Source organism: Enterobacter sp. E20 (assembly GCF_000801755.2).
Lineage (GTDB): Bacteria > Pseudomonadota > Gammaproteobacteria > Enterobacterales > Enterobacteriaceae > Enterobacter > Enterobacter asburiae_B.
Map to the genome: position 1 here is coordinate 291,916 of NZ_CP012999.1, position 16,584 is coordinate 308,499.

Below are 16,584 nucleotides of genomic sequence, written 5' to 3' on the forward strand. Positions count from 1 at the left end.
ATGGAAAAAGCGATGTTAACGTTCGACAAGGTCAACGCGCACTACGGCAAGATCCAGGCGCTGCACGACGTCAGCCTGCATATCAATCAGGGTGAAATCGTGACCCTGATTGGCGCCAACGGCGCGGGCAAAACCACGCTGCTCGGCACCCTGTGCGGCGACCCGCGCGCCACCAGCGGGCGGATTGTGTTCGATGGTAAAGACATTACCGACTGGCAGACCGCCAGAATCATGCGCGAGGCGGTGGCTATTGTTCCGGAAGGGCGCCGCGTCTTCTCCCGCATGACGGTGGAAGAGAACCTGGCGATGGGCGGGTTCTTCGCTCACCGTGATGAATACCAGACCCGCATCAAGTGGGTATATGAACTCTTCCCGCGCCTGTGGGAGCGCCGCATCCAGCGTGCGGGCACCATGTCCGGCGGTGAACAGCAGATGCTGGCGATTGGCCGCGCGCTGATGAGCCAGCCGCGCCTGCTGCTGCTGGACGAACCGTCGCTCGGTCTGGCGCCGATCATCATCCAGCAGATTTTCGACACCATCGAGCAGCTGCGCAAAGAGGGGATGACCATCTTCCTCGTCGAGCAGAACGCCAACCAGGCGCTGAAGCTCGCCGACCGTGGCTACGTGCTGGAGAACGGCCGCGTGGTGCTGGAGGATACCGGCGACGCGCTGCTGGCGAACGAAGCGGTGCGGAGCGCGTATCTGGGCGGATAGGTAAAAGCAAAAAGGCAACGCAAGTTGCCTTTTTTAGTGTTTTCTCCCTCTCCCCGTGGGAGAGGGCGGGGTGAGGGCACCAGACAGCACCCAAACCACACCGCCAACCCCCTTCACACAACCATCATCCCCCTGACGCCTGGCTGTCACTTATCTGTAAACAAACAGTTATTTTTCTGTAATTCGAGCATGTCATGTTACCTCGCGAGCATAAAACGCGTGATATCGCGCATCCGGCACAATAAGAGAGATGACAATGACATCGTTACGACACACAGCTTTGGGTCTGGCACTGGGTCTGGCTTTTGCGACGAACGCAATGGCTGTCACCACCATTCCGTTCTGGCATTCCATGGAAGGGGAGTTGGGTAAAGAAGTTGACTCCCTGGCGCAGCGTTTCAACGACACCCATCCGGATTACAAAATTGTGCCGGTGTACAAAGGCAACTACGAGCAGAGCCTGAGCGCGGGCATCGCCGCCTTCCGTACCGGTAACGCACCTGCGCTGTTGCAGGTTTATGAAGTGGGTACCGCCACCATGATGGCCTCCAAAGCCATCAAACCGGTCTATGAAGTGTTCAAAGAGGCGGGCATCAACTTCGACGAGTCGCAGTTCGTGCCGACCGTAGCGGGTTACTACACCGATTCCAAAACCGGCCACCTGCTGTCCCAGCCGTTTAACAGCTCTACGCCGGTGCTCTACTACAACAAAGACGCCTTCAAAAAAGCCGGTTTAGACCCGGAGCAGCCGCCAAAAACCTGGCAGGACCTGGCGGAGTACACCGCGAAGCTGAAAGCGGCGGGGATGAAGTGCGGCTACGCCAGCGGCTGGCAGGGCTGGATCCAGATTGAAAACTTCAGCGCCTGGCACGGCCTGCCGGTGGCGACCAAAAACAACGGCTTCGACGGCACCGACGCGGTCCTGGAGTTCAACAAGCCTGAGCAGGTGAAGCATATCGCGCTGCTTGCCGATCTGAACAAGAAGGGCGACTTCAGCTACTTCGGACGTAAAGACGAATCCACCGAGAAGTTCTACAACGGCGACTGCGCCATTACCACCGCCTCTTCCGGCTCGCTGGCGGATATCCGTCACTACGCCAAATTCAACTACGGCGTGGGCATGATGCCGTACGACGCTGACGTGAAGGGCGCGCCGCAGAACGCCATCATCGGCGGGGCGAGCCTGTGGGTGATGCAGGGTAAAGACAAGGGCACCTACAAAGGCGTAGCCGAATTCCTCGACTTCCTGGCCAAGCCTGAAAACGCCGCCGAATGGCATCAGAAGACCGGGTACCTGCCGATCACCAAAGCCGCGTACGACCTGACCCGCGAGCAGGGCTTCTACAGCAAGAACCCGGGCGCGGACATTGCGACGCGTCAGATGCTGAACAAGCCGCCGTTGCCGTTCACCAAAGGCCTGCGTCTGGGCAACATGCCGCAGATCCGCACCATCGTGGATGAAGAGCTGGAAAGCGTGTGGACCGGGAAGAAAACGCCACAGCAGGCGCTGGACTCTGCGGTAGAGCGCGGGAATCAGCTGCTGCGCCGCTTTGAGCAGTCGACTAAATCGTAAAAAATGCCCGGTGACGCGCAGCGTTCCGGGCTTACGGATTAATGCGGCCTGATGCCCTCACCCCAACCCTCTCCCACGGGGAGAGGGAGAAAACCGAAATCGCCAGGAACCAAATCTCAATGTCATCATCCCGTCCGGTGTTCCGTTCCCGCTGGCTGCCCTATCTTCTGGTCGCGCCGCAGCTGGTCATCACCGTTATCTTCTTTATCTGGCCTGCGGGCGAAGCGCTGTGGTACTCGGTACAAAGCGTCGACCCGTTCGGGCTTTCCAGCCAGTTTGTTGGCCTGGACAACTTTACCGCGCTGTTCCATGACAGCTACTACCTGGACTCCTTCTGGACGACGATGAAGTTCAGCGCGCTGGTGACCGTCAGCGGTCTGGTTGCCTCACTGTTTTTCGCCGCGCTGGTGGACTACGTGGTGCGCGGCAGCCGTATTTATCAAACCCTGATGCTGCTGCCTTACGCCGTGGCTCCCGCCGTCGCCGCCGTGCTGTGGATCTTCCTGTTTAACCCCGGTCGCGGGTTGATTACCCACTTCCTGGCAGAGTTCGGCTACGACTGGAACCACGCCCAGAACAGCGGTCAGGCCATGTTCCTGGTGGTGTTCGCCTCGGTGTGGAAGCAGATCAGCTACAACTTCCTGTTCTTCTTTGCCGCGCTGCAGTCCATTCCGCGCTCGCTGGTGGAAGCCGCGGCCATCGACGGGGCAGGGCCCATTCGTCGCTTCTTCAGGCTGTCGCTGCCGCTGATCGCCCCGGTGAGTTTCTTCCTGCTGGTGGTTAACCTCGTGTACGCCTTCTTCGACACCTTCCCGGTGATCGACGCGGCGACCGCAGGCGGCCCGGTGCAGGCGACCACGACGCTGATTTACAAAATCTACCGCGAAGGCTTTGCAGGGCTGGATCTCTCCGCCTCCGCCGCGCAGTCGGTCGTGCTGATGTTCCTCGTCATCATCCTCACGGTGGTGCAGTTCCGCTATGTCGAAAGTAAGGTGCGCTACCAATGATTGAGAACCGTCGCGGGCTGACGATTTTCAGCCATACCATGCTGATTTTAGGGATTATCGTCATCCTCTTCCCGCTGTACGTGGCGTTTGTCGCCGCCACGCTGGACACCAAAGCGGTGTTCGACACGCCGATGACGCTGATCCCAGGCACACATCTGTTCGAGAACATGAAGACCATCTGGACTCAGGGCGTGGGCGCCAACAGCGCGCCGTTCTGGCTGATGATGCTCAACAGCTTCATCATGGCGTTTGGCATTACGGTCGGCAAAATTACGGTGTCGATGCTTTCGGCCTTCGCCATCGTCTGGTTCCGCTTTCCGCTGCGTAACCTCTTCTTCTGGATGATCTTCATCACGCTGATGCTGCCGGTAGAGGTGCGTATCTTCCCGACGGTTGAGGTGATTGCCAACCTGAAGATGCTCGACAGCTACGCGGGCTTAACGCTGCCGCTGATGGCCTCGGCGACCGCCACCTTCCTGTTCCGCCAGTTCTTTATGACTCTGCCGGACGAGCTGATTGAAGCGGCGCGCATCGACGGCGCGTCGCCGATGCGCTTCTTCCGCGACATCGTGCTGCCGCTGTCGAAAACCAACCTTGCGGCGCTGTTTGTGATCACCTTTATCTACGGCTGGAACCAGTACCTGTGGCCGCTGCTGATTATTCAGGACGTTAACCTCGGTACCGCCGTGGCGGGCATCAAAGGCATGATCGCCACCGGCGAAGGCACCACCCTCTGGAACCAGGTGATGGCGGCGATGCTGCTCACCCTTATCCCACCCGTAGTCATTGTTTTAGCCATGCAGCGTGCGTTTGTCCGCGGCCTGGTCGATAGCGAGAAATAAGATGGCAGGTTTAAAACTTCAGGCAGTAACCAAAAGCTGGGACGGCAAAACCCAGGTGATTCAGCCGCTGACGCTCGACGTGGCGGACGGGGAATTCATCGTGATGGTCGGCCCGTCCGGCTGCGGCAAATCCACCCTGCTGCGCATGGTGGCGGGGCTGGAGCGCGTGACCTCCGGGGATATCTGGATTGATCGTCAGCGCGTCACCGAGATGGAGCCGAAAGACAGAGGCATCGCGATGGTGTTCCAGAACTACGCACTCTATCCGCACATGAGCGTGGAAGAGAACATGGCCTGGGGGCTGAAAATCCGCGGCATGGGCAAAGGCCATATCGACGAGCGGGTGAAAGAGGCGGCACGCATTCTCGAGCTGGACGGCCTGCTGAAGCGCCGCCCGCGCGAGCTCTCCGGCGGCCAGCGCCAGCGCGTGGCGATGGGGCGCGCCATCGTGCGCGATCCGGCGGTATTCCTGTTCGACGAGCCGCTCTCTAACCTCGACGCCAAGCTGCGCGTGCAGATGCGTCTTGAGCTGCAGCAGCTGCACCGTCGCCTGAACACCACCTCCCTGTATGTGACCCACGATCAGGTCGAAGCCATGACCCTCGCCCAGCGCGTGATGGTGATGAACAAAGGCATCGCCGAACAGATTGGCACTCCGGTGGAAGTGTACGAGAAACCGGCCACCCGCTTTGTGGCGAGCTTTATCGGCAGCCCGGCAATGAACCTGCTGGAAGGGCGTATCAGCAGCGCGGGCACGCATTTTGAGCTGGAAAGCGGGATGGCGTTGCCGATCAACTGGTACTATCGTGGCTACGCCGGGCGTAAGATGACGCTCGGTATCCGCCCCGAGCATATCGTTTTAACCTCTCAGGCGGACGGCGGCGTGCCGCTGGTGATGGACACGCTGGAGATGTTGGGTGCAGATAACCTGGCGCACGGGCGCTGGGGCGAACAAAAAATGGTGGTGCGCCTGCCGCATCAGGAGCGCCCGAAAGCAGGCAGCACGCTGTGGCTGCACCTGCCGGAAAACCATCTGCACCTGTTTGACGGTGAAACAGGACAACGAGTATGAGCAACTGGCCTTATCCCCACGTCGTCGCCCACCGGGGCGGCGGTAAGCTGGCGCCGGAGAACACCCTGGCGGCGATTGACGTTGGCGCGCGCTACGGTCACACGATGATCGAGTTCGACGCCAAGCTGTCGAAAGACGGCGAAATTTTCCTGCTGCATGACGATAACCTCGAACGCACCAGCAACGGCTGGGGCGTGGCGGGCGAGCTGCCGTGGCGCGATCTGCTGAAGGTGGACGCCGGAAGCTGGTACAGCGGCGAATTCAAAGGCGAACCGCTGCCGCTGCTGGTGGAAGTGGCGGACCGCTGTCGCCAGCACGGCATGATGGCCAATATCGAAATCAAACCGACCACCGGTACCGGGCCGCTGACGGGCAAAGTCATTGCCCTGGCCGCGCGCGAGCTATGGGAAGGGATGACCGCTCCGCTGCTGTCATCATTTGAAATCGATGCGCTGGAGGCCGCACAGGCGGCCGTACCTGAGCTGCCGCGCGGGCTGCTGCTTGACGAGTGGCGCGAGGACTGGCGCGAGCTGACGACACGCTTAGCGTGCGTTTCTATCCATCTCAACCACAGGCTGCTGGATGAAGCGCGGGTGAAGATGCTGAAGGACGCAGGCCTGCATATTCTGGTCTACACGGTTAACAAACCCCAGCGCGCAGCCGAACTGCTGCGCTGGGGCGTGGACAGCATCTGTACCGATGCAATCGACCTGATCGGCCCGGACTTTAGTTCTGCGGATTAAGCATACTGCCATTCGACTGCGGCGGCAGCATGTGCTGCTGTCCGCTGCCTGACGACGTCATTCCTCCTAACATCCCGCCGTTTTTATTCGGCAGCGGCTGCTCGCGCACCTGCCCCTGCTGCACGCGCTGGGTGTTGGCGTTCATCTGATTTTGCAGGGTTTGCTGCTGCATCTGGGTCTGCGTTTTAAGCTGCTGATTGAGCATTCCTTTCTGCTGCTGTTGCTGGCTCATCATCTCCGTCTGCATACGCTGCTGGCTCGGGATAACGTAACCCTGCTGGTTCGGGTTGTTCATGGTGTTGAGTGGCTGTGCGAGCGCGGCAAACGGGATCAGCGCCGTAAGGATCCATAAGCGTTTCATTGTCATTTCCTCCTTTTGAGGTCTCTCTTAAGTTTACCCCGATTTCACCATGACGATGATTTTTTAGGAGTTGTGAACCAGGCTTAAGCGGGGAATATGGATCCCTTCACCTGGAGAACAATAATGATGAAACCAACGTTTTTGCGCTGGGTCGCCATCGCCGCGCTGATGGCTGGCGGTACATTTAGCGTGGCGGCCAACCCGCCAGCGGCGCCTCCGGTCTCTTACGGCGTGGAGGAAGATGTTTTTCATCCCGTGCGGGCAACCCATGGCATGGTGGCGTCGGTGGATGCGCTGGCAACAAAAGTGGGCGTCGATATTCTCAGGCAGGGCGGTAACGCGGTGGATGCAGCGGTCGCCGTCGGCTATGCGCTGGCGGTGACGCATCCGCAGGCGGGGAACCTGGGCGGCGGCGGCTTTATGATGCTGCGTACCAAAGACGGCAAAACCACCGCCATCGATTTCCGCGAAATGGCGCCTTCTCAGGCGTCCCGCGATATGTTCCTCGACGATCAGGGTAACCCTGACAGCAAAAAATCCCTGACTTCGCACCTCGCCACCGGCACGCCGGGCACCGTTGCGGGCTTCTCGCTGGCGCTGGAAAAATACGGCACGATGCCGCTGAACAAGGTGGTGCAGCCTGCCATCAAGCTGGCGCGCGACGGCTTTGTGGTAAACGATGCGCTGGCGGACGATCTCAAGACCTATGGCAGCGAAGTCATTCCGAATCACGAAAACAGCAAGGCCATCTTCTGGAAAGACGGTGAGCCCCTGAAGAAGGGCGATAGGCTGGTGCAGAAGAACCTCGCCAAAAGCCTGGAGCTGATTGCTGAGCACGGTCCGGATGCCTTCTACAAAGGGGCAATTGCCGACCAGATTGCCGAAGAGATGCAGAAGAACGGCGGGCTCATCACCAAAGCGGATCTGGCGGAATACAAGGCGGTGGAGCGCGAGCCGATTAGCGGCACCTATCGCGGCTACGAGGTCTTCTCCATGCCGCCGCCGTCCTCCGGCGGGATCCACATCGTGCAGATCCTCAATATTCTCGAAAATTTCGATATGCACAAGTTCGGCTTCGGCAGCGCGGACGCCATGCAGGTGATGGCGGAAGCGGAAAAACGCGCCTACGCCGACCGGTCGGAATATCTCGGCGATCCGGACTTCGTGAAGGTGCCGTGGCAGGCGCTGACCAACAAGGCATATGCCAAATCCATTGCCGATCAGATCGACATCAACAAGGCCAAACCGTCGAGCGAGATCCGCCCCGGCAAGCTGGCGCCGTATGAAAGCAACCAGACCACCCACTTCTCGGTGGTGGATAAAGACGGTAACGCAGTGGCGGTGACGTACACGCTCAACACCACCTTCGGCACCGGGATTGTGGCGGGCAACAGCGGTATTCTGCTGAACAACGAGATGGATGATTTCTCTGCCAAACCGGGCGTGCCGAACGTCTACGGTCTGGTGGGCGGCGATGCGAATGCGGTAGGGCCGAAGAAACGTCCGCTGTCGTCCATGTCGCCCACCATTGTCGTGAAAGACGGAAAAACCTGGCTGGTAACCGGCAGCCCTGGCGGCAGCCGTATTATCACCACCGTGCTGCAGATGGTGGTGAACAGCATCGACTTTGGGATGAACGTCGCCGAAGCGACCAACGCACCGCGTTTCCATCACCAGTGGCTGCCGGACGAGCTGCGCGTCGAGAAGGGCTTTAGCCCGGACACCATCAAGCTGCTGGAACAGCGCGGGCAGAAGGTGGCGGTGAAGGAGGCGATGGGCAGCACCCAAAGCATTATGGTCGGGCCGGACGGGGCGCTGTTTGGCGCGTCGGATCCGCGTTCGGTAGATGATTTGTCGGCGGGGTATTGATGGTTTGCCGGGTGGCGGCTTCGCCTTACCCGGCCTAGGTTTTTCATTCCCTCTCCCTGTGGGAGAGGGTTAGGGTGAGGGCAACAAACTACTTCATTCGCGCCATATAATACGCATCCACATACTCGCCGTTGCGCAGGGCATAGCGTTTGCCGGTGCCTTCAATTTCGAACCCGTGTTTTTTGTACACCGCAATCGCCGGTTCGTTATCGACAAATACCGTCAGCTCAATGCGGTCAACGCGCAGCCAGTTATCGCACATATCAATCATGGTGCGCATCAGAGCGCTGGCAACGCCCCGGTTTTGCCACTGCGCGCCGACACAAATCCCAAAATCAGCCACATGGCTGCGGCGCGGGCGTTGCGCGACGACGATGCACAGATGGCCGGCAACATGACCGTCTATGCAGGCGACGAGCTGCTTGATTCCGGGCTGGTCGGATAGCCGTTCTTTCCACATTTGCTCAGAGGGATGAGGAACCTGTAGTGTGTTGTGGTACACCTCCGGCTGGGCGTGGATCTGACGAATGGCGTCATAATCTTTCGGTTCCGCATGGCGTATCACTATCTCACTCATTCCTTATTCCTCAGTCAGTTAAACGTCCCTTTCAACATCAATGACTTTAAAATTTGAGTCAACCGCTATTTTTTGCAAAAAGTATTGGACAAGTGCGAATGAGAATGATTATTATTGCTCTGCATTCAGGAAGACCGCTACGGGAACCTGAAAGCACGACATTGCTCACATTGCTTCCAGTATTACTTTAGCCAGCTTTTAGCTGGCTTTTTTTTTGTTATGGTTAGACTCAGTAACCTTCCAAAAGGACTGAGCCATGACACTGCATTGCGCATTTATTGGATTTGGTAAAAGTACGACCCGCTACCACCTGCCGTATGTTCTCAACCGTAAAGACAGCTGGCACGTTGCGCACATCTTCCGCCGCCGCGCGAAGCCGGAAGAGCAATCCCCGCAGTATTCTCATATCCATTTCACCAGCGATCTTGATGAAGTACTTAACGATCCGCAGGTCAAACTGGTTGTTGTCTGCACCCACGCCGACAGCCATTTTGACTATGCGAAACGCGCGCTGGAAGCGGGTAAAAACGCGCTGGTGGAAAAGCCGTTCACCCCAACTATCGCCGAAGCAAAAGAGCTGTTCACGCTGGCGAAAAGTAAAGGCCTGACCGTTACGCCGTATCAGAACCGTCGCTTTGACAGCTGCTTCCTGACGGCGAAAAAGGCGATTGAAAGCGGCAAGCTGGGCGACATTGTGGAAATCGAAAGCCACTTCGATTACTACCGTCCGGTGGCGGAAACCCAACCCGGCCTGCCGCAGGACGGCTCGTTCTATGGTCTGGGCGTGCATACGATGGACCAGATCATCTCCCTGTTTGGCCGACCGGACCACGTGGCGTATGACATCCGCAGCCTGCGTAACAAAGCCAACCCGGACGACACCTTTGAAGCGCAGCTGTTCTACGGCGATCTGAAGGCCATCGTCAAAACCAGCCATCTGGTGAAAATCGACTATCCGAAATTTATCGTTCACGGCACCAAAGGATCGTTCATTAAGTACGGCATCGACCAGCAGGAGACCAGCCTGAAGGCCAACATCATGCCGGGTGAACCGGGCTTTGCGGCGGATAATTCCGTGGGCGTGCTGGAGTATGTGAACGATGAGGGCGTAACGGTCAGGGAAGAGCTGAAACCGGAAATTGGCGACTATGGCCGCGTCTACGATGCGCTATACGAAACCCTCACAACCGGCACGCCGAATTACGTCAAGGAATCTGACGTTCTGACCAACCTGGAAATCCTCGAGCGGGCCTTTGAGCAGGCTTCTCCTGCCACGGTAACCCTCGCGAAATAAGCAAAAACGGCTCCTCTGCGCTTGTTCATAATTTTTGAACAGAGGAGTCAATTTTCACCCTCTATGATCCCAGGCGGTTTGCGTCCACACTTACTCCATCGAAACGAACTGAGGGTGAAACAATGATCTACTTACGCAAAGCAAACGAACGTGGTCACGCGAATCATGGCTGGCTGGACTCATGGCATTCATTCTCGTTTGCCGACTACTACGACCCGAACTTCATGGGCTTCTCCGCACTGCGCGTGATTAACGACGACGTGATTGATGCAGGCCAGGGCTTCGGTACCCACCCGCACAAAGACATGGAAATCCTGACCTATGTGCTGGAAGGGGCGGTGGAACACCAGGACAGCATGGGCAACAAAGAGCAGGTTCCGGCGGGCGAGTTCCAGATTATGAGTGCGGGTACCGGGGTGCGTCACTCCGAGTACAACCCGAGCAAAACGGAAAAACTGCACCTGTATCAAATCTGGATCATTCCAGAAGAGACCGGCATCACGCCGCGCTACGAGCAGCGCCGCTTCGACGCGAAACAGGGCAAACAGCTGGTGCTGTCGCAGGATGCGCGTGAAGGTTCTCTGAAGGTGCATCAGGATATGGAACTGTACCGCTGGGCGCTGGCGAAAGACGAACAGTCTGTGCACCAGATTGCCGCCAACCGCCGCGTCTGGATCCAGGTGGTGAAAGGTGAAGTATCCATCAACGGCACCAAAGCGACAACCGCCGATGGCCTCGCCGTCTGGGATGAGCAGGCGCTTTCCGTGCATGCCGACAGCGAAAGTGAAATTCTGCTGTTTGACCTGCCGCCGGTGTAATAAATCATAAATAAATGCCCATCCTTCCCTTTGACAGGGGAAGGATGGGCTTTGTCCGTGATAAACTGAGCAAATCTCTCACTTCAAGATTTCTCAGGACGATGAAAAAGAAACGCCCCGTACTTCAGGATGTCGCCGATCGCGTCGGTGTGACCAAAATGACGGTCAGCCGTTTTTTACGTAACCCGGAACAGGTTTCCGTGGCGTTGCGTGGCAAGATTGCCGCGGCCCTTGATGAACTGGGTTATATCCCCAACCGCGCGCCCGATATTCTCTCCAATGCGACCAGCCGTGCGGTGGGCGTCCTGCTTCCTTCCCTGACCAACCAGGTTTTCGCCGAAGTTTTGCGCGGCATTGAAAGCGTCACCGATGCTTTTGGCTATCAGACCATGCTCGCCCACTACGGGTACAAGCCGGAACTGGAAGAGGAACGTCTTGAATCGATGCTTTCCTGGAACATCGACGGCCTGATTTTAACGGAACGTACCCACACTGCCCGCACGCTCAAAATGATTGAAGTGGCCGGTATCCCGGTGGTGGAGCTGATGGACAGCCAGTCGCCGTGCCTCGATATCGCCGTGGGGTTCGATAACTTCGAAGCGGCGCGCCAGATGACGGCGGCGATCATCGCTCGCGGTCATCGTCATATCGCCTATCTGGGTGCGCGTCTTGATGAACGTACTATCATCAAACAGAAGGGATACGAGCAGGCGATGCTCGACGCGAACCTAACCCCGTACAGCGTGATGGTGGAACAGTCCTCTTCCTATACGTCGGGTATTGAGCTGATGCGTCAGGCACGACGCGAGTATCCGCAACTGGACGGTATTTTCTGTACCAACGATGACCTTGCGGTTGGCGCGGCGTTTGAGTGCCAGCGTCTGGGGCTCAAGATCCCGGATGATATGGCAATTGCCGGTTTCCACGGCCACGACATTGGCCAGGTGATGGAGCCGCGTCTGGCGAGCGTCCTGACCCCGCGTGAACGTATGGGCCGCATTGGCGCAGAACGCCTGCTGGCGCGCATTCGTGGCGAGACGGTTACCCCAAAAATGTTAGATTTAGGTTTCACCTTGTCACCGGGTGGATCTATTTGAACTGACAAATTTGAAGTAGCTCACACTTATTCACTTCGCGCACGTTTGGATATTGCTTCTCTTTTGCCCCGGCAGGACAATGTTACCGATAACTGTTACCCGTAACAATTGACTGAGGGACACCCTTTGAGCACGACTAATCACGATCACCACGTCTACGTCCTGATGGGCGTTTCCGGTAGCGGGAAATCAGCCGTAGCCAGCGAAGTGGCGCATCAACTCCAGGCTGCGTTCCTTGATGGCGACTTCCTCCATCCGCGCAGCAACATCATGAAAATGGCCTCCGGCGAGCCGCTGAACGACGACGACCGCAAACCGTGGTTGCAGGCGCTGAATGACGCCGCGTTCGCCATGCAGCGCACCAACAAAGTCTCCCTGATCGTCTGCTCTGCGCTGAAAAAAACCTACCGCGACCTGCTGCGCGACGGTAACCCGAACCTCTCTTTCATCTACCTGAAAGGGGACTTCGAGGTGATTGAAAGCCGCCTGAAGGCGCGTAAAGGTCACTTCTTCAAAACCCAGATGCTGGTGACGCAGTTCGAAGCGCTGCAGGAGCCGGGTGAAGATGAGAAAGACGTCTTAGTGGTTGATATCGATCAGTCACTGGAAGGTGTTGTTGCCAGCACCATCGAGGTCATTAATAAAAGGCAGTAAGTTTTGAGTACATTAACGCTAGTTTTGACAGCAGTGGGTTCCGTGTTGCTGCTGCTGTTTTTAGTGATGAAGGCGCGTATGCACGCTTTTGTCGCTTTGATGGTGGTTTCTATAGGTGCAGGTCTCTTTTCCGGTATGCCGCTCGACAAGATCGCCGCGACGATGGAAAAAGGGATGGGCGGTACGCTGGGCTTCCTGGCGATTGTGGTCGCCCTTGGCGCGATGTTTGGCAAGATTTTGCACGAGACGGGCGCGGTCGACCAGATTGCCGTCAAGATGCTGAAATCCTTTGGCCACAGCCGCGCGCACTACGCGATTGGTCTGGCTGGCCTGATTTGCGCGCTGCCGCTGTTCTTCGAAGTGGCCGTTGTGCTGCTGATAAGCGTCGCGTTCTCCATGGCGCGCCATACCGGCACTAACCTCGTGAAGCTGGTTATTCCGCTGTTTGCGGGCGTGGCGGCAGCCGCAGCGTTTCTGCTGCCGGGGCCTGCGCCGATGCTGCTGGCGTCCCAGATGCACGCTGACTTTGGCTGGATGATCCTGATTGGCCTGTGCGCGGCAATCCCGGGGATGATTATTGCCGGTCCGCTGTGGGGCAACTTCATCAGCCGTTACGTTGAGCTGCATATTCCGGACGACGTCACCGAGCCGCACCTCGGCGAGGGCAAAATGCCGTCCTTCGGCTTCAGCCTGTCGCTGATCCTGCTCCCGCTGGTTCTCGTGGGTCTGAAAACCATCGCCGCGCGCTTTGTGCCGGTGGGTTCCAGCGCCTACGAATGGTTCGAGTTCATCGGCCACCCGTTCACGGCGATCCTGGTGGCCTGTCTGGTGGCGATTTACGGCCTGGCGATGCGTCAGGGAATGCCGAAAGACCGGGTGATGGAGATCTGCGGTGCCGCGCTGCAGCCGGCGGGCATTATCCTGCTGGTGATCGGCGCTGGCGGCGTGTTCAAGCAGGTGCTGGTGGATTCCGGCGTAGGCCCAGCTCTGGGCGAAGCGCTGACCGGGATGGGCCTGCCGATTGCGGTCACCTGCTTCGTGCTGGCCGCGGCGGTGCGCATCATCCAGGGTTCCGCAACCGTGGCGTGTTTAACCGCCGTGGGTCTGGTGATGCCGGTGATTGAACAGCTGAACTATTCCGGTGCGCAGATGGCGGCGCTGTCTATCTGTATCGCGGGCGGTTCGATTGTGGTCTCTCACGTTAACGACGCGGGCTTCTGGCTGTTCGGTAAATTTACCGGCGCCACCGAAGCGCAAACCCTGAAAACCTGGACGCTGATGGAAACCATCCTTGGCACAACGGGCGCCATTGTCGGGATGATTGCTTTCACACTGCTGAGCTGAATGCGGTGATTTAACAAGGCTCAAAAATAAGGCCCGGTAGCGTTAACGCTTACCGGGCCTTTATATTATGCAGAACGCCAGGCCGGGTCAGGTGAAACCACCAACCTGGCTTTTTCACATCACTCGCCCTGCGTCGCGCTCTCGATCGTCAAACGCACATCCGACGTAATGAGTTCGGCCAGCATCTGGTACACCTTCAGCGTCTCTTCCGGCTCGGCATCGCCCGTATCGCTGATGTAGCCTTCGTCACGCAGCGTCAGGACCAGAGAGCTGAAGACCGCTTTGTCGAAGAACTCCGGGGCGTTAATGCCGTGCAGAACGGACAGGCGCTGTGCCAGCGTCCGGCTCTCTTTCTCCAGCGTGCCGCGGTTGATAGACGGGTTCGCACTCAGCAGCCAGAACGTAATGGCGTAGCGCTGCAGCGTTTCGCGCGCACCGGCCGCAAGCAGTTGCAGGGTTCGGGAACGCGACGGATTGATGTGCAGCTCGTCGTTTGAGACGGTGATCAGCCCCTGACGACGCAGCTCTTCCGTCAGTTTGTCCAGTTCGCCCGCCAGCTCGTCTTTGCTCCAGCGCAGGAACAGCTCCGCTTTCAGCATCGGATAGAGCGTCTCAACGTGACGCAATAGCTCCTGACGCGAAATACGGCGATGCTGGGTGATGATAGCCGCCATGAGTGACGGCAGCATCAGCATATGGGTGATGTTGTTGCGGTAGTAGGTCATCAGCACTGCCTGCTCGCGCGGCAGAATGATGATGTCGCCGATCGTGTCCTTTTCGACTTCAAACTTGTTCATCTGCAGCGCGTGATCGATAAGCTCACTGGCGGTAGCAGAAGGCACGGTTGAATCAACGGAATACGGCACGTTGCGCATCATGTCCAGATAGCAATCCAGCTGCTCCGTGAGCTGTTCGCGGGTCAGCGAGCGCTGACGCGAAGCCAGAAGCGCCGTACAGCACAGGTTCATGGCGTTAGCCGCACCGGCGTTGTTAATGCGCACCATCAGCTCGGACGCGATGCCGTTGACCGTTGGCGTCAGCCAGGCCGGACGAATCGCTTCGATAGGATCGATGGACTCGCGCCACTCGGGAACGTGATGGTTCAGATACGTCATCAGCGGCATCGGTTCGCCGAAGTTCACGTAGCCCTGACCGAGGTTGCGTAGCTTGCTCAAGCCGCGCAGCATCTGCGGAAGGCTCTCTTTCTCTTTGGTCGCACCGCGCAGCTCTTTGGCGTACGTGCCCACTTCCATCACGTGCTCATAGCCAATGTAGATTGGCACCAGCGTGATTGGACGGGTTCCTCCGCGCAGCATCGCCTGAATGGTCATCGACAGCGTGCCGGTCTTCGGATCGAGCAGACGTCCGGTACGGGAACGACCGCCTTCCACGAAGTACTCGACGGAATAGCCGCGGCTGAACAGCTCGCCGAGATACTCGCGGAACACGGTGGAGTAGAGCTTGTTGCCCTTGAAGGTGCGACGGATAAAGAACGCGCCCAGGCGGCGGAAAATCGGACCTGCTGGCCAGAAATTCAGGTTGATACCGGCAGCAATGTGCGGCGGTACCAGCCCCTGGTGATAGAGCACGTAGGAAAGAAGCAGGTAGTCCATGTGGCTGCGGTGGCAGGGAACATAGACAATCTCATGGCCATCGTGCGCCAGCTGACGCACACGTTCGGCATTATGAACGTTGATGCCCTGATACAGGCGGTTCCAGGTAAAGCCGAGAATACGATCGGACAGGCGAATCATCTCGTAAGAGAAGTTCGCTGCAATCTCTTCCATCAGCGCAATGGCGTTCTGCTGGGCTTTCTCATGCGATATTTTCTTGCTGCGCGCTTCGTCTTCAACGGCGCGGGCAATCGCTTTGGAGGCCAAAAGCTTGTTGAACAGATCCTGACGCGCCGGGAGACGCGGCCCTACGGCAGCGAGGCGCTGGCGCGCGAAGTGCATACGCGCCACGCGCGCCAGTTTTTGCGCGATGATCTTGTCGGTACCGTGCTCGTCCGCCATTCGACGCAGCGAAACGGAAGGGGAGAAACGCACAAAGCTGTCGCGTCCCAGCCAGGAGACCGCGAAGAACTTCTGGATGCCGTTAAGCATGCGCAGCGGCGGGTTCTCTTCACCTTTTTCACGGCCCGGACGACGACCAAACATCACCGATACCGGCACCATCTGTACATCCAGATCGGGGTTGCTGCGGTGCAGGTCGAGATAGTCGTGGAACAGCTTGATGGACTCTTCTTTTGGCGTGTAGTAGGTAAACACGCGCGGTCCACCGTGAATGAACACGTAGCGCGGCAGCAGCGTACCGTCAACTTCAAGCGGTTCAAGCGGGTCCGGTAAGTCATGCGCCAGACACTGGGCGCGAAGCGTCAGTAAGTCTGCCTTCGAGTTATAAGGCAAAACGTACATAATAGGACGCGAGGTATCGAGCCCCAATTCCAGCGCGGGTTCTGCTGGGATAGACTTGCTTTTTACCAGGATGCTTAATGGTAAATTAAGTAATTTGTAGTAAATTCGTGGCCAGCCGGACATAAACGATGTAAAGCCTCTGGTTAATAATGCAATTGCGGCGCAAGGATAACAGAAAGCGCGCAAAATTTCTGTTGTTACC

15 protein-coding genes are annotated in these 16,584 nt (G+C 57.9%); 12 read left to right on the forward strand and 3 right to left on the reverse strand.

Annotated features, from left to right (window positions below):
• The 6 genes from livF to ugpQ all read left to right on the forward strand — a co-directional run bounded on the left by livF (position 1) and on the right by ugpQ (position 5,951).
• Entirely contained in the window at positions 1 to 714 is a 714-nt protein-coding gene (livF, locus tag NI40_RS01300) for a high-affinity branched-chain amino acid ABC transporter ATP-binding protein LivF (RefSeq protein ID WP_008500102.1), read from the forward strand.
• Between the two features lie 256 nt (positions 715 to 970).
• Positions 971 to 2,287, forward strand: coding sequence for a sn-glycerol-3-phosphate ABC transporter substrate-binding protein UgpB (ugpB, locus tag NI40_RS01305; RefSeq protein WP_023310025.1), 1,317 nt, complete (start codon positions 971 to 973; stop codon positions 2,285 to 2,287).
• Between the two features lie 119 nt (positions 2,288 to 2,406).
• On the forward strand, positions 2,407 to 3,294 hold the full coding sequence (gene ugpA, locus NI40_RS01310; RefSeq protein ID WP_033144396.1) for a sn-glycerol-3-phosphate ABC transporter permease UgpA: 888 nt from the start codon (positions 2,407 to 2,409) through the stop codon (positions 3,292 to 3,294).
• Complete coding sequence (gene ugpE, locus NI40_RS01315) at positions 3,291 to 4,136, forward strand: sn-glycerol-3-phosphate ABC transporter permease UgpE (protein ID WP_013099125.1); 846 nt, start codon at positions 3,291 to 3,293, stop codon at positions 4,134 to 4,136. The genes ugpA and ugpE overlap by 4 nt, the downstream gene beginning before the upstream one ends.
• 1 nt (position 4,137) lies before the next feature.
• Positions 4,138 to 5,208, forward strand: a complete 1,071-nt coding sequence (locus NI40_RS01320; protein ID WP_033144398.1) for a sn-glycerol-3-phosphate import ATP-binding protein UgpC — start codon at positions 4,138 to 4,140, stop codon at positions 5,206 to 5,208.
• Positions 5,205 to 5,951, forward strand: a complete 747-nt coding sequence (gene ugpQ, locus NI40_RS01325; protein WP_039264144.1) for a glycerophosphodiester phosphodiesterase — start codon at positions 5,205 to 5,207, stop codon at positions 5,949 to 5,951. Before NI40_RS01320 ends, ugpQ begins: the two co-directional genes overlap by 4 nt.
• Here ugpQ and NI40_RS01330 read toward each other — a convergent pair.
• Entirely contained in the window at positions 5,935 to 6,312 is a 378-nt protein-coding gene (locus NI40_RS01330) for a DUF2756 family protein (protein WP_039264143.1), read from the reverse strand. The two genes, ugpQ and NI40_RS01330, sit on opposite strands and share 17 nt — an antisense overlap.
• A gap of 123 nt (positions 6,313 to 6,435) precedes the next feature.
• Between NI40_RS01330 and ggt the strand changes: the two genes are divergently transcribed.
• Positions 6,436 to 8,181, forward strand: a complete 1,746-nt coding sequence (ggt, locus tag NI40_RS01335) for a gamma-glutamyltransferase (RefSeq protein ID WP_073001667.1) — start codon at positions 6,436 to 6,438, stop codon at positions 8,179 to 8,181.
• 88 nt (positions 8,182 to 8,269) lie between these two features.
• Here the strand turns inward: ggt and yhhY are convergent, their stop codons facing one another.
• Positions 8,270 to 8,758: an N-acetyltransferase gene (yhhY, locus tag NI40_RS01340; protein ID WP_039264142.1), complete on the reverse strand. Its 489-nt coding sequence runs from the start codon at positions 8,756 to 8,758 to the stop codon at positions 8,270 to 8,272.
• Positions 8,759 to 9,014: 256 nt separating this feature from the next.
• Between yhhY and NI40_RS01345 the strand changes: the two genes are divergently transcribed.
• The 5 genes from NI40_RS01345 to gntU all read left to right on the forward strand — a co-directional run bounded on the left by NI40_RS01345 (position 9,015) and on the right by gntU (position 13,965).
• A complete protein-coding gene (locus tag NI40_RS01345) occupies positions 9,015 to 10,052 on the forward strand; it encodes an oxidoreductase (protein ID WP_039264141.1) in 1,038 nt (345 codons plus the stop codon).
• 122 nt (positions 10,053 to 10,174) lie between these two features.
• Positions 10,175 to 10,870: a pirin family protein gene (locus NI40_RS01350; RefSeq protein WP_039264140.1), complete on the forward strand. Its 696-nt coding sequence runs from the start codon at positions 10,175 to 10,177 to the stop codon at positions 10,868 to 10,870.
• Between the two features lie 101 nt (positions 10,871 to 10,971).
• Entirely contained in the window at positions 10,972 to 11,967 is a 996-nt protein-coding gene (gntR, locus tag NI40_RS01355) for a gluconate operon transcriptional repressor GntR (protein ID WP_021242747.1), read from the forward strand.
• Positions 11,968 to 12,093: 126 nt separating this feature from the next.
• Positions 12,094 to 12,621, forward strand: coding sequence for a gluconokinase (gntK, locus tag NI40_RS01360; RefSeq protein WP_008503362.1), 528 nt, complete (start codon positions 12,094 to 12,096; stop codon positions 12,619 to 12,621).
• Between the two features lie 3 nt (positions 12,622 to 12,624).
• Entirely contained in the window at positions 12,625 to 13,965 is a 1,341-nt protein-coding gene (gene gntU / locus NI40_RS01365; RefSeq protein ID WP_023310036.1) for a gluconate transporter, read from the forward strand.
• Positions 13,966 to 14,084: 119 nt separating this feature from the next.
• Here the strand turns inward: gntU and plsB are convergent, their stop codons facing one another.
• On the reverse strand, positions 14,085 to 16,505 hold the full coding sequence (plsB, locus tag NI40_RS01370) for a glycerol-3-phosphate 1-O-acyltransferase PlsB (protein WP_033144402.1): 2,421 nt from the start codon (positions 16,503 to 16,505) through the stop codon (positions 14,085 to 14,087).
• Between the last annotated feature and the right edge of the window lie 79 nt (positions 16,506 to 16,584).

Coding starts and splice junctions, on each gene's coding strand:
- NI40_RS01320 (WP_033144398.1), top strand. CDS start 4,138: ATGGCAGGTTTAAAACTTCAGGCAGTAACCAAAAGCTGGGACGGCAAA.
- ugpB (WP_023310025.1), top strand. CDS start 971: ATGACATCGTTACGACACACAGCTTTGGGTCTGGCACTGGGTCTGGCT.
- NI40_RS01345 (WP_039264141.1), top strand. CDS start 9,015: ATGACACTGCATTGCGCATTTATTGGATTTGGTAAAAGTACGACCCGC.
- plsB (WP_033144402.1), bottom strand. CDS start 16,505: ATGTCCGGCTGGCCACGAATTTACTACAAATTACTTAATTTACCATTA.
- gntR (WP_021242747.1), top strand. CDS start 10,972: ATGAAAAAGAAACGCCCCGTACTTCAGGATGTCGCCGATCGCGTCGGT.
- ugpQ (WP_039264144.1), top strand. CDS start 5,205: ATGAGCAACTGGCCTTATCCCCACGTCGTCGCCCACCGGGGCGGCGGT.
- ugpE (WP_013099125.1), top strand. CDS start 3,291: ATGATTGAGAACCGTCGCGGGCTGACGATTTTCAGCCATACCATGCTG.
- yhhY (WP_039264142.1), bottom strand. CDS start 8,758: ATGAGTGAGATAGTGATACGCCATGCGGAACCGAAAGATTATGACGCC.
- ggt (WP_073001667.1), top strand. CDS start 6,436: ATGATGAAACCAACGTTTTTGCGCTGGGTCGCCATCGCCGCGCTGATG.
- NI40_RS01330 (WP_039264143.1), bottom strand. CDS start 6,312: ATGAAACGCTTATGGATCCTTACGGCGCTGATCCCGTTTGCCGCGCTC.
- ugpA (WP_033144396.1), top strand. CDS start 2,407: ATGTCATCATCCCGTCCGGTGTTCCGTTCCCGCTGGCTGCCCTATCTT.
- NI40_RS01350 (WP_039264140.1), top strand. CDS start 10,175: ATGATCTACTTACGCAAAGCAAACGAACGTGGTCACGCGAATCATGGC.
- livF (WP_008500102.1), top strand. CDS start 1: ATGGAAAAAGCGATGTTAACGTTCGACAAGGTCAACGCGCACTACGGC.